Here is a 14,140-nt window from a genome sequence, read left to right as displayed (position 1 = left end):
GAACCGACGCCAGCAGCGCGGCCACCGCATCCCGGTCCGCGAGGTCACAGGCGGCAAGCTCCGCCCGAGCACCCAACTCCGCCAGCTCCGCGACCAATTCCCCGGCACCCTCGGCAGCAGAACCCCGCCGGCTCACCAGCAGCAGACGCTCAACACCGTACGAAGTCACCAGGTGCCGGGCGAACAGCCGCCCGAGGCTGCCGGTGGCGCCCGTGACCAGCACCGTGCCCGACGGGTCACCCATCACGACGGGTGCCTCGGCGGCACCGTCTGCCGACGGCACGCGCACCAGACGCGGCACGCTCACCACGCCCGCGCGGACCGCCAGCTCCGGCTCACCAGCCGCCAGCGCGGCAGGAATCGCCGCCACCGACACCGCGTCCAGCTCCACATCCAGGTCGAGCATGACGAGCTGGCCCGGGTTCTCCGACTGCGCCGAACGCAGCAGACCACGCACCGCACTGCCCGCCAGATCCCGGACACCCGAACCGGCCCCAACAGCCACCGCACCCGACGTCACCCACACCAGCCGCGTAGCCGCGAACCGGTCATCCGCCAGCCACTCCTGAACGGACGCCAGCGCGCCATTCACCGCCGTGTGAACCGAGCCCGCAGCGTCGTCGCCATCCAGCACGTCAGCGGACGGCAGGACGAACACCGCATCCGGAGCAGGCTCACCCGCCTCCAGCGCCGAACCGAAAGCCGCCACATCGGCGTACTCGGTGACCTGAGCACCCGTGCCGGCCAGACCGATCGCGTCCCGGCCCAGCAGCGCCCACCGCAGACCAGCAGGAGCGGCAGGCATGACCGGCGCCGGCACCCATTCCACGCGGAACAGCGACTCCATGTGACCGGCGCCCGCCGCGTTGACCTGGTCAGCGGAAGCCGGGCGAAGCGTGAGCGTCTCCACGGCCGCCACCGGCCGCCCCGTCTCATCCGCCATCAACAGAGCCAGCGTGTGCGGATCGTTCGCGGAGTGCGGGGTCAGGCGCATGCGCAGCGAGGACGCGCCCACGGCGTACAGAGAGACACCTGCCCAGGCGAACGGCAGCAGCGCACCGGAAGCGGCCTGCTCGCCGGACTCGCCGTGGCCGATGGCGTGCAGACCGGCGTCGAGCAGCGCCGGGTGCAGCCCGAACCGCGCCGCGTCCCGCTGGTCGCCCTCGGGCAGCGCCACCTCGGTGAACAGCTCCGCACCGCGTCGCCAGGCCGCCTTCAGGCCCTGGAACAGCGGCCCGTAGGAGACACCCTCCTGAGCCAGGTCCGCGTACAGCCCGTCGATGTCCACGGGCACGGCGCCCGACGGCGGCCACACCGCCAGCTCACCGAACTCCTGCGCGGCCTCCGGACGGGCACCAGCCGCCAGCACACCCGACCCGTGACGCGTCCACGGCTCCTCCGCCAGCGCGTCCTGACGTCGGGAGTACACGCTGAACGCCCGACGCCCAGGCGCCATGGGCGCCTCGATCACGAGCTGAAGCTGCACGCCGCCCCGCTCGGGCAGAACGAGCGGCGCCTCCAGCGTCAGCTCCTCCACCACATCGCAGCCGACCTCGTCGCCGGCACGGATCGCCAGCTCCACGAAGGCCGTGCCCGGCAGCAGCGCACTGCCCAGAATCGTGTGGTCCACGAGCCAGGGGTGGGTTTCCACCGACAGCCGACCGGCGAGGAGGACGCCTTCCGAATCGGCGAGCGTCACCGCGGCACCCAGCAGCGGGTGCCCGGCGTCACCGAGACCGATCGCCTCCGGGTCCCCGGCGGCGAACACGGCCGCGCTGGGCCAGAACCGCTGGCGCTGGAACGCGTACGTCGGCAGATCAACCCGCCGCGCACCCGTGCCGGCAAAATACGCCGCCCAGTCGACGGTGACGCCGTGCGCGTGAGCCTGCGCGAGGGCCGAGACGAGGGTCTCGGCCTCGGGACGGCCACTCCGGAGGACCGGGGCGAAGACGGCGTGGTCGGTCTCGGCCAGGCAGTCCTGGGCGAGGGCGGACAGCACGCCGTCGGGCCCGAGCTCGACGTACGTCGTGACCCCGGCGGCCTCCAGGACGCGGATTCCGTCGAGGAAGCGGACGGCTTCACGTACGTGCCGGACCCAGAACTCCGCCGAACCCATCTCGTCGGAGACCAGGGCACCGGTCAGGTTGGACACGACCGGGATGCGCGCGGCGCCGAACGACAGCCCCGCCACCACCTGTCGGAAGTCCTCCAACATGCCGTCCATGTGCGGCGAGTGGAACGCGTGGCTGACGGTCAGGCGCTTGGACTTGCGGTCGGCGAACGCCTCCACCACAGCCCTCGCGGCGTCCTCGTCACCGGCGACGACCACCGACCGGGGGCCGTTGATCGCCGCGATGCTCACGCGATCGGTCAGCAGCGGCAGAACCTCGTCCTCCGACGCCTGCACCGCGACCATCACACCACCGGACGGCAACGCCTGCATCAGACGCCCACGCGCCGCCACCAGCGCACACGCGTCCTCCAGCGAGAACACCCCGGCCACGTGCGCGGCCGCGATCTCACCGATCGAATGCCCGGACAGGAAGTCCGCGTTCACACCCCACGACTCGACGAGCCGGAAGAGCGCCACCTCGATGGCGAACAACGCGGGCTGCGTGTACTCCGTACGGTCCAGCACAGCCGCGTCATCGCCGAACAGGACGTCCTTCAGCGGCCTGCCGAGGACCGCGTCCATCTGCGCGCAGACGGCGTCCAGCGCGTCCGCGAACACCGGGTAGGCGTCGTACAGCTCGCGGCCCATGCCCAGCCGCTGACTCCCCTGCCCCGTGAACAGGAAGGCGGTACGGCCGTCGCCGGCCGTTCCGGTGGTGGTCCGGGGCGCGGACTCGCCGGTGGCGAGTCGTCCGAGTGCGTTCCGCAGGTCCTGGGCGTCTTCGGCGGGCAGGACGAGGGCGGCGCGCTGGTCGAGGTGCGCGCGGCTCGCGGCGAGCGAGTACGCCAGGTCCACCGCGTCCACGCCGTCGTCCTCGGCGGCGTCCAGGTACGCGGTGAGAGCCGCCGCCTGCGCCCGGAGGGCGTCCTTGGTCTTGCCGGAGAGCAGGTACGGCAGGACACGGCCCGGTCGTACGGTCGGCTGCGCGTCGGCGCGCGCCGGCTCCTCGGCGTCGGGCGCCTGCTCGATGATGGTGTGGGCGTTGGTGCCGCTGATGCCGAAGGAGGAGATGCCGGCACGGCGCGGACGGCCGGTCTCGGGCCATGCACGCTGCTCGGTCAGGAGCTCGATGTCACCCGCCGTCCAGTCGACGTGCGGGGTGGGCGCGTCCACGTGCAGGGTCTGCGGGAGCACCCCGTGCCGCATCGCGAGCACCATCTTGATGATGCCCGCGACGCCCGCCGCGGCCTGCGTGTGCCCGATGTTCGACTTCACCGAGCCCAGCAGCAGCGGCCGGCCCTCGGCGCGCTCCTGGCCGTACGTCGCCAGCAGTGCCTGCGCCTCGATCGGGTCGCCGAGCCGGGTACCCGTACCGTGCGCCTCGACCGCGTCGACCTCGGCGGCCGACAGACCCGCACTGGCCAGGGCCTGGCGGATCACCCGCTGCTGCGACGGACCGTTCGGGGCCGTCAGGCCGTTGCTCGCGCCGTCCTGGTTGATCGCCGAACCCCGCACCACCGCCAGGACCGGATGCCCGTTCCGGCGCGCGTCCGACAGCCGCTCCACGAGCAGCATGCCGACACCCTCACCCCAGCCCGTACCATCGGCAGCCGCGGCGAACGCCTTGATGCGGCCGTCCTCCGCCAGCCCCCGCTGACGGCTGAAGTCGATGAAGTTCTCGGGCGTCGACATGACGGTGACGCCACCGGCCAGGGCCAGCGAGCACTCGCCGTTGCGCAGGGCCTGGATCGCCCAGTGCAGGGCGACCAGCGACGACGAACACGCCGTGTCGACCGTCACCGCCGGGCCCTCCAGCCCGAACACGTACGAGACGCGGCCGGACATGACGCTGCCCGCGTTGCCCGTGCCGACGTGGCCCTCCAGGCCGTCCTGTTCGCGGGCGACGAGCGAGAGGTAGTCCTGGCCGTTGGTGCCGACGAACACGCCGGCGCGGCTGCCGCGCAGCGACGACGGGTCGATGCCCGCCCGCTCGAAGGCCTCCCACGAGGTCTCCAGCAGCAGGCGCTGCTGCGGGTCCATGGCGAGGGCCTCGCGCGGCGAGATCCCGAAGAAGGCAGCGTCGAACTCCGCCGCTCCGGCGACGAAACCGCCCTCCCGGGTGTAGGAGGTCCCCGGCTGGTCCGGGTCGGCGCTGTAGAGGCGGTCGAGGTTCCAGCCGCGGTCTGCCGGGAACTCGGCGACCGCGTCCGTACCGTGCGCGAGTAGCTGCCACAGGTCCTCGGGGGACGCGATGCCACCGGGGAACCGGCAGCTCATGGCCACGATCGCGATCGGGTCGCCGTCGACGGCCGCGGCGACGGGCAGCAGGGCACCGGAGACGGGGACGCTGCCGACGAGTTCGTCACGAAGGTGGTCGGCCAGCGCGGCGGACGTCGGGTAGTCGTAGATGAGGGTGACGGGCAGCCGCAGCCCGGTCGCCGCACCCAGGCGGTTGCGCAGCTCGACAGCGGTCAGGGAGTCGAACCCGAGCTCCTTGAAGGCGCGTTCGGCCCCGACGGCGTCCGCACCGCCGTGTCCGAGGACCGACGCCACGTGCGTACGGACGAGGTCGAGCAGCTCCCGCACCTGCTCGGCGGGGGCGAGCGCGGCGAGTCGCCCGGAGAGGGTGCCCGGCCCGTCCGCCGGAGCGGTCGCCTGAGCACGTGCCTCGGTGCCGGCGCGAGCGGCGCGTACCTCGCTCAGCTCGCTGAACAGCTCACTGCGGCGTACGGCCGTGTGGCCGGAGAGATACCGCTCCCATTCGACGTCGGCCACCGTGATCGAGGCGTCCTCGGCAGCAACGGCCTGCCGGAGCGCACGGATCGCCGGCTGGGCGTTCATGGGGGGCACGCCGTCCCGCCGCATCCGGGCTTCGAGGGCCTCGTCGGCGGCCATACCGCCTTCGGCCCAGGGACCCCACGCGATCGAGGTAGCGGCCAGCCCGGCCGCACGCCGCTGCTCGGCGAGGGCGTCGAGGTAGGCGTTCGCGGCAGCGTAGTTGGCCTGGCCAGCAGCGCCGATCGTGCCGCTCATGGAGGAGAACAGCACGAACGCGGAGAGCTCGATACCAAGCTCGACGGTCAGCTCGTGCAGGTTCAGCGCAGAAGTCGCCTTCGCCCGCAGCACACTCTCAAAGCGCTCGGGGGTGAGGGCGTCAAGGACACCGTCATCGAGGATCCCGGCCGTGTGCACGACCGCCGTCAGCGTGTCGGCCTCGGCCTCCAGGAGCGCGCGCAGGGCGTCACGGTCGGAGGCGTCACACGCCACGACCGACACCTCAACACCCAGCCCGGACAGCTCCCCCACCAGCTCGGCGGCACCCGGAGCCTCAAGACCACGACGGCTCGTCAGCACCAGACGCTCAACACCCGCCCCGGCCAGCCAACGCGCGACCCGGCCACCCAGAGCACCCGTACCACCCGTAACCAGAACGGTCCCGGAAGGCGTCCAGGAGTCCGTGCTGCCGCTCGCGGCACGGACGAGCCGACGCCCGAAGACACCGGACGAACGCACCGCTACCTGGTCCTCACCAGCAGAAGCCAGCACACCCACCAGACGGGACATCGCCCGCTCATCCCACACCTCAGGCAGGTCAACCAGACCACCCCAACGCCCCGGAACCTCAAGGGCAGCCACACGGCCGAGACCCCAAGTCTGAGCCTGGACCGCCGACACAAGGCGGTCAGAACGGCCCACACTCACCGCACCACGAGTCAGGCACCACAGCGGCGCCTCCACCCCGACATCACCCAACGCCTGCACCAAACCAGCAGACGCGACGACCCCAGCAGCCTCATCCAGCGCGAGCAGCGACACCACACCAGCGACGGCACCCGCACCGGACAACAGCCCAGCCAGAGCCGAACGATCCGTACCCGGCTCAACAACAACCAGGCGGACCTCAGCCCCACCCCCGGCCAGCGCATCCACCACACCAGCGGCCAAGGACTCGTCCTCGCCCGCGACAACGACCCACTCGCCACCCAGCGTCCCGCCCGACACGGTCAGCGGCTTCCACGACACCCGGTAACGCCAGCCATCGACCCGCGCCTGCTCCTGGTGCTGCCGGCGCCATGCCGACAGGGCAAGGACGAGTTCGCTGAGGCTCGTGTCGTCGTCCACCTCCAGTTCCGCCAGCAGAGACGGGAGATCGCCACGCTCGACCGCGTCCCAGAACCGGGCATCCACCGCGTCGGCAGCCGGCTCGGAGGCGACGGCGCCGGACAGGATCGTCTCCGGCCAGTAGCGCTGGCGCTGGAAGGCGTATGTCGGCAGCTCCACCTGCGTGACACCCGTACCGGCGAAGAAGGCGGACCAGTCCACCTCCACACCCCGCACATGGGCCTGCGCCACGGCGGTGACCACAGTCTCCGGCTCACCACGGCCCGAACGCAGCACCGGAACGAACGCAACGTCCGCGTCACCGGTCAGGCAGTCCTGGGCGAGCGCGGACAGCACGCCGTCGGGACCGATCTCGACATACGTCGTCACGCCCGCGCCCTCCAGGGCGCGGATGCCGTCCAGGAACCGGACGGCCTCGCGGACGTGCCGCACCCAGAAGTCGGCGGAACCCATCTCGTCGGTGACGAGGGCGCCGGTCAGGTTGGACACGACCGGGATGCGGGGGGCCTCGAACGAAAGCCCCTCCACGACCTCGCGGAAGGCGTCGAGCATGCCGTCCATGTGCGGTGAGTGGAACGCGTGGCTGACCGTCAGCCGCTTCGTCTTGCGGTCGGCGAACGACTCGGCGATCGCCGTCGCGGCGTCCTCGTCACCGGCGATGACCACCGACCGAGGGCCGTTGACGGCCGCGATGCTCACGCGATCGGTCAGCAGCGGCAGCACCTCGTCCTCCGAGGCCTGCACCGCGATCATCACACCGCCGGCGGGCAGCGCCTGCATCAGACGGCCGCGGGCCGCGACCAGCGCGCACGCGTCCTCCAGCGAGAACACCCCGGCCACGTGCGCGGCGGCGATCTCACCGATCGAGTGACCGGACAGGAAGTCCGCGTTCACACCCCACGACTCAACGAGGCGGAACAGCGCCACCTCGACGGCGAACAGCGCCGGCTGGGTGTACTCCGTCCGGTCCAGGACAGCGGCGTCGTCGCCGAACAGGACGTCCTTCAGCGGCAGTTCAAGCTGCGAGTCGAAGCGCGCACACACGTCGTCTAGCGCGTCCGCGAACACCGGGTAGGCGTCGTACAGCTCACGCCCCATCCCGAGGCGCTGGCTCCCCTGCCCCGTGAACAGGAAGGCCAGTCCGCCACCCGACGCCGTGCCCCGCACCAGCCCCGGCACCTGCTCGCCGGCGGCCAGGGCCGCAAGGCCCGCCGTCAGGGATTCACGGCTCGCGGCGTCCGCGACCAGGACCGCGCGCGTCTCGAACGTGGAGCGTGCAGCCGCGAGCGTGTACGCGATGTCGGCGGTAGCGGCCTGCGGGTTCTCGGCCAGCCACGACGCGAGCTGTTGCGCCTGGGCGCGCAGCCCGGCGGGGTTCTTGCCCGTGACGGCGAACGGCAGCACCGGTAGGGCCGAGGCGGCACCGGCACCGGTACCCGTGCCGTGACCGGGAGCGGCCGCTTCCTCCTCCGCCGTCGGCGCCTCTTCGATGATCGTGTGCGCGTTCGTACCGCTCAGGCCGAAGGACGAGACGCCGGCTCGGCGCGGACGGCCGGTCTCGGGCCATGCACGCTGCTCGGTCAGGAGCGCGACCTCGCCCGCCGTCCAGTCGACGTGCGGGGTGGGCGCGTCCACGTGCAGGGTCTGCGGGAGCACCCCGTGCCGCATCGCGAGCACCATCTTGATGATGCCAGCGACACCCGCCGCGGCCTGCGTGTGACCGATGTTCGACTTCACCGAACCCAGCAGCAGCGGCCGCCCCTCGGCGCGCTCCTGGCCGTACGTCGCCAGCAGTGCCTGCGCCTCGATCGGGTCACCGAGACGGGTACCCGTACCGTGCGCCTCGACCGCGTCCACCTCGGCGGCCGACAGACCCGCGCTCGCCAGGGCCTGGCGGATCACCCGCTGCTGCGACGGACCGTTCGGCGCCGTCAGACCGTTGCTCGCACCGTCCTGGTTGATCGCCGAACCCCGCACCACCGCCAGGACCGGATGCCCGTTCCGGCGCGCGTCCGACAGCCGCTCCACGAGCAGCATGCCGACGCCTTCACCCCAGCCCGTGCCATCGGCAGCCGCGGCGAACGCCTTGATGCGGCCGTCCTCCGCCAGCCCCCGCTGACGGCTGAAGTCGACGAAGGCATCAGGGGTGGACATCACGGTCACGCCACCGGCGAGCGCCATGGTGCACTCGCCCTGCCGCAGCGCCTGAACAGCCAGGTGCAGGGCGACGAGCGATGACGAACAGGCCGTGTCGACCGTGATCGCGGGGCCTTCGAGTCCGAACACGTACGAGAGGCGGCCGGAGACGACACTGGCCGCGTTGCCCGTGCCGACGTGCCCCTCCAGGCCGTCGGCTTCGCCCGCGACCAGGGAGAGGTAGTCCTGGCCGTTGGTGCCGACGAACACGCCGGCCCGGCTGCCCTTCAGTACGGCAGGGTCGATGCCGGCCCGCTCGAAGGCCTCCCAGGAGGTCTCCAGGAGGAGCCGCTGCTGGGGGTCCATGGCGAGGGCCTCGCGCGGCGAGATCCCGAAGAAGTCGGCGTCGAACTCAGCGGCGTCGTAGAGGAAGCCGCCTTCGCGCGTGTACGAGGTCCCCGGCTGGTCCGGGTCCGCGTCGTAGAGGCGGTCCAGATCCCAGCCACGGTCAGCCGGGAACTCGGCGACCGCGTCCGTGCCCCGGGCGAGAAGCCGCCACAGGTCTTCCGGAGTCCGTACCCCGCCGGGGAAACGGCAGCTCATCGCCACGATCGCGATCGGATCGTCGTCGGCCGCCACGGAGACACCCTGGGGGGCGTCGGCCTTCGGCGCGCTGCCCACCAGCTCCCCGCGCAGGTACTCCGCAAGGGCCGTGGAGGTCGGGTAGTCGTACACGAGGGTGGTGGGAAGCCGCAGCGCGGTGGCCGCGCCCAGCCGGTTGCGCAGGTCTACGGCGGTCAGGGAGTCGAACCCGAGCTCCTTGAAGGCGCGTTCGGCCCCGACGGCGTCCGAGCCGTCGTGCCCGAGGACGGCTGCGACGTGGGTACGGACCAGGCTGAGCAGCTCCCGCTCCTGCTCGGCGCGAGGCAGCTCGGCCAGCTTCGCGAACGCGGCACCGGCGACGTCGGCACCCGTGACGACGGTCCCCTGTCCGGTGGCGGCGGTGGTGCCTTCCGGGCCGCCAGTGACGAAGTCGCCGACCAGCGGGTTGGGACGGACTCCCGCCACGATCGCGGAGAAGCGGTCCCAGGCGATGTCCGCGACGGTCAGGGCGGCCTCGTCGGCGCCAACGGCTTGAGCCAGCGCGGCGATCGCGGCGTCGGGGGCCATCGGCGGCACACCCTCGCGCCGCATCCGCGCGTCCATGGCCTCGTCGGCGGCCATGCCACCTTCGGCCCAGGGACCCCACGCGATCGAGGTGGCAGCCAGCCCAGCCGCACGACGCTGCTCGGCGAGGGCGTCGAGGTAGGCGTTCGCGGCAGCGTAGTTCGCCTGACCGGCCGCGCCGATCGTGCCGCTCATCGAGGAGAACTGCACGAACGCGGAGAGCTCGATCCCGAGCTCGACGGTCAGCTCGTGCAGATTCAGCGCGGAGGTCGCCTTCGCCCGCAGCACACTCTCGAAACGCTCGGGGGTGAGGGCGTCGAGGACACCGTCATCAAGCACACCAGCCGTGTGCACGACCGCCATGAGCGTGTCGGCCTCAGCCTCCAGCAGCACGCGCAGAGCATCCCGGTCGGAGGCGTCACACGCCACGACCGACACCTCAACACCCAGCCCGGACAGCTCCGCCACCAGCTCGGCGGCACCCGGAGCCTCAAGACCACGACGGCTCGTCAGCACCAGACGCTCGGCACCCGCACCGGCCAGCCAACGCGCGACCCGGCCACCCAGAGCACCCGTACCACCCGTAACCAGAACGGTCCCGGAAGGCGTCCAGGAGTCCGTGCTGCCGCTCGCGGCACGGACGAGCCGACGCCCGAAGACACCGGACGAACGCACCGCTACCTGGTCCTCACCAGCAGAAGCCAGCACACCCACCAGACGGGACATGGACCGCTCATCCCACACCTCAGGCAGGTCAACCAGACCACCCCAGCGCCCGGGAACCTCAAGGGCAGCCACACGCCCCAGACCCCAGACCTGAGCCTGGACGGCCGACGACAGGCGGTCAGAACGGCCCACACTCACCGCACCACGAGTCAGGCACCACAGCGGCGCCTCCACCCCGACATCACCCAACGCCTGCACCAAACCAGCCGTCGCGACGACCCCAGCAGCCTCATCCAGCGCAAGCAGCGACACCACACCAGCAACAGAACCCGCACCAGACAACAGCCCAGCCAGAGCCACACGATCCACACCCGGCTCAACAACGACCAGGCGGACCTCAGCCCCACCCCCGGCCAGCGCATCCACCACACCAGCGGCCAAGGACTCATCCTCGCGCGCGACAACGACCCACTCGCCGCCCAGCGTCCCGCCCGACACAGTCAGCGGCTTCCACGACACCCGGTAACGCCAGCCGTCCACCTCGGACTGCGTCCGCACCCGCCGGCGCCATGCCGACAGGGCAGGGACGACCTCGCTCAGCGGCTGTTCGCCGTCCGCGTCCAGTTCGAGCGCGGCGGCGAGCGCGGCCACGTCCTCGTGCTCGACCGCGTCCCAGAAGGCGCTGTCGGCCGGGTCGGCCTGGTGCGCGGGCGCCGTCTGCGACTCGGTGGCGGGGGTGCGGGCGTTCATCCAGTAGCGCTGCCGCTGGAAGGCGTACGTCGGCAGGTCCACGCGCTCCGCGCCCGTACCGGCGAAGCAGGCGGCCCAGTCGACCTCCGCGCCCCGGACGAACATGCGGGCGACGGCGTCGAGCAGGGTGGCGTTCTCGGGGCGGCCGGTGCGCAGCGCGGCGGCGAAGGCGGGGTTGGCGGTGTCCTGCGGGTCGGTGACCAGGCAGTCCTGGGCCATGGCGGTGAGGACGGGGTCGGGGCCGAGTTCCAGGAAGGAGTCGGCGCCGCGCGCCTCGAGGGTGCGTACGCCGTCGAGGAAGCGGACGGCGTCGCGGACGTGCCGGACCCAGTGTTCGGGGTTGGCCAGTTCGGCGGCGGTGGCGGTGGTCCCGGTGAGGAGGGAGACGACGGGCAGGGTGGGCGTGCCGTAGGCCAGGACCTGCGCCACCCGGCGGAACTCGTCGAGCATGCCGTCCATGTGCGGCGAGTGGAAAGCGTGGCTGACCGTCAGGCGCTTGGTCTTGCGACCCTGCGCCTCGAAGGCCTCCGCGATCGCGACGGCCGCGTCCTCGTCACCCGCGACCACAACGGCCTGCGGACCGTTGACCGCCGCGATGCTCACGCGGTCCGTGAGCAGCGGCAGAACCTCGTCCTCCGACGCCTGCACCGCGATCATCACGCCACCACCCGGCAGCGCCTGCATCAACCGACCGCGCGCCGCCACCAGCGCACACGCGTCCTCCAGCGAGAACACCCCGGCCACATGCGCGGCAGCGATCTCACCCACCGAGTGACCGGCCACGAACGCCGGCTTCACACCCCACGACTCCACCAGCCGGTACAACGCCACCTCGACCGCGAACAACGCCGGCTGGGTGTAGGCGGTCTGGTGGAGGAGGGCGGCCTCGGGGGTGTCCTCCTCGGCGAACAGGACGTCGAGCAGCGGGTGTTCGAGCTGTTCGTCGAGGTACCAGGCGGCGTTGTCGAGGGCGTCGGCGAACACCGGCTGGGTCTCGTAGAGTTCGCGGCCCATGGCCAGTCGCTGGCTGCCCTGGCCGGTGAACAGGACGGCGAGGCGTCCCGTGGCGGGGGCTCCCTGGACGACGGCGGGGGCGTCGGATCCGTCGGCGAGGGTGTGCAGGCCGCGCTGGAGGGCGGTGCGGTCGTCGCCAAGGACGACGGCACGGTGTTCGAAGCGGCCGCGGGTGGCGGCGAGGGAGTGACCGATGTCGAGGGGTGTGGCGTCCGGGTGGGCGTCGAGCCAGTCGCCGAGGCGCCGGGCCGTGGCGCGCAGGGCTTCGGGGGTCTTGGCGGACAGCGCCCAGGGCAGCGGGCCGGACAGCGGGCCGGCCGCGTCCTGTGCGTCGTCCTCCGTACCGTCCTCGGACGGCGGCTCCTCGATGATGGCGTGGGCGTTGGTGCCGCTCATGCCGAAGGAGGAGACGCCCGCGCGGCGCGGGGCGTCGGACGTCGGCCAGTCGACGGCCTCGGTGAGGAGGGAGACGGCTCCGGTCTGCCAGTCGACGTGCGGGGTCGGCGCGTCGACGTGCAGGGTCTTGGGCAGGACGCCGTGGCGCATCGCCATGACCATCTTGATGACGCCGGCGACGCCGGCGGCGGCCTGGGTGTGGCCGATGTTCGACTTCAGGGAGCCGAGCCGCAGCGGGCGTTCGGCCGGGCGGTCCTGGCCGTACGTGGCCAGCAGTGCCTGCGCCTCGATCGGGTCACCGAGCCGCGTACCCGTACCGTGTGCCTCGACCACGTCCACGTCGGCGGACGTCAGGCGGGCGTTGGCCAGGGCCTGGCGGATGACGCGCTGCTGGGCGGGGCCGCTGGGCGCGGTCAGGCCGTTGCTGGCGCCGTCCTGGTTGATGGCGGTGCCGCGGACGACGGCGAGGACGTGGTGGCCGTTGGCGCGGGCGTCGGAGAGGCGTTCCACGAGCAGCATGCCGGCGCCCTCGCCCCACGCCGTTCCGTCGGCGCCCGCCGCGAAGGGCTTGCAGCGGCCGTCGGGGGCGAGGCCGCGCTGGCGGCTGAAGGAGACGAACGAGCCGGGGCTGGCCATGATCGCGACGCCGCCGGCGAGCGCGAGGGAGCACTCGCCGCTGCGCAGGGCCTGGACGGCGAGGTGCAGGGCGGCGAGCGAGGAGGAGCAGGCGGTGTCGACGGTGACGGTGGGGCCTTCGAAGCCGAAGGTGTAGGCGATGCGGCCGGAGGCGACGCTCGCGGCGTTGCCGGTGACGAGGTAGCCCTCGAATCCGTCGGCGGCGTCTTCGAGCCGGGGGCCGTATTCCTGGGTCTCCGCGCCGACGAACACGCCGACCTGGCCGCCGCGGAGTCCGGCGGGGTCGAGGCCGGCGCGGTCGAACGCCTCCCAGGAGGTTTCGAGGAGCAGGCGCTGCTGGGGGTCCATGGCGAGCGCTTCGCGCGGGGATATTCCGAAGAACGCGGCGTCGAATTCGTCGGCGTCGTGGAGGAATCCGCCTTCGCGGGCGTACGTGGTGCCGGCCCGGTCGGGGTCCGGGTCGTAGAGCGAATCGAGGTTCCAGCCGCGTCCGGTGGGGAATTCGGAAATGGCGTCGGTGCCGGCGGCGACGAGTTCCCAGAGCGCTTCGGGGGAATGTACGTCGCCGGGGAAGCGGCAGCCGATACCGACGATGGCGATCGGTTCGTCGCTGCTGACTGCGGCGGTGACGGGGGCCGCGGCGGGGGTGGTCAGGCCCAGGAGCAGGGCGTGGATCCGGCGGGCGAGGTGGACGGGGGTGGGGTGGTCGAAGGCCAGGGTGACGGGCAGGCGCAGGCCCGTGCCGGCGACGAGGCGGGCGTGCAGGTCGACGGCGGCGAGCGAGTCGAAGCCGAGGTCGAGGAAGGAGCGGTGCGGGTCGAGGGTGGTGGGTGCGGTGTCCCGCAGGGAGGCGGTGACCAGGGAGGACACCCAGTCGAGCAGCGCGGTGTGCTGTTCGTCCCCGGTGAGCCCGGCGAGGCGCTCGCGCCACTGGTCGCCGTTGTCCGAGGCGTTGTCCGTGGTGTCGTCCGTCGCGTTGCCCGTGTCGTCGTCCGTCGCGTTGCCCGTGGTGTCGTCCGCGATGCCGTCCGCAGCGCAGTCGGCACTGTCGGCGCTGCCGGATTCGGATTCGCCCTGGGTTTCGCCGGCCTCGGAGGCGCCGTCGATTTCGGCAGCGAAATCCTGGGAATCGTTCAACAT

The 14,140-nt window shown here is 72.2% G+C and carries 1 protein-coding gene (running past one end of the window); it reads right to left on the bottom strand.

Annotated features, from left to right (window positions below; translation table 11 throughout):
* Positions 1 to 14,140 carry the beginning of a type I polyketide synthase gene (locus JYK04_RS36120; RefSeq protein WP_237410240.1) on the bottom strand. 20,279 nt of this gene lie to the left of the window's left edge, so 14,140 of the gene's 34,419 nt are visible here — the first part of the coding sequence; it begins with the start codon at positions 14,138 to 14,140; the stop codon falls past the left edge of the window.

It is taken from the genome of Streptomyces nojiriensis, from assembly GCF_017639205.1.
Taxonomy (GTDB): domain Bacteria; phylum Actinomycetota; class Actinomycetes; order Streptomycetales; family Streptomycetaceae; genus Streptomyces; species Streptomyces nojiriensis.
The sequence above is the reverse complement of the archived record's forward strand: the minus strand, read 5'-3'. Positions and strand labels throughout refer to the sequence as shown.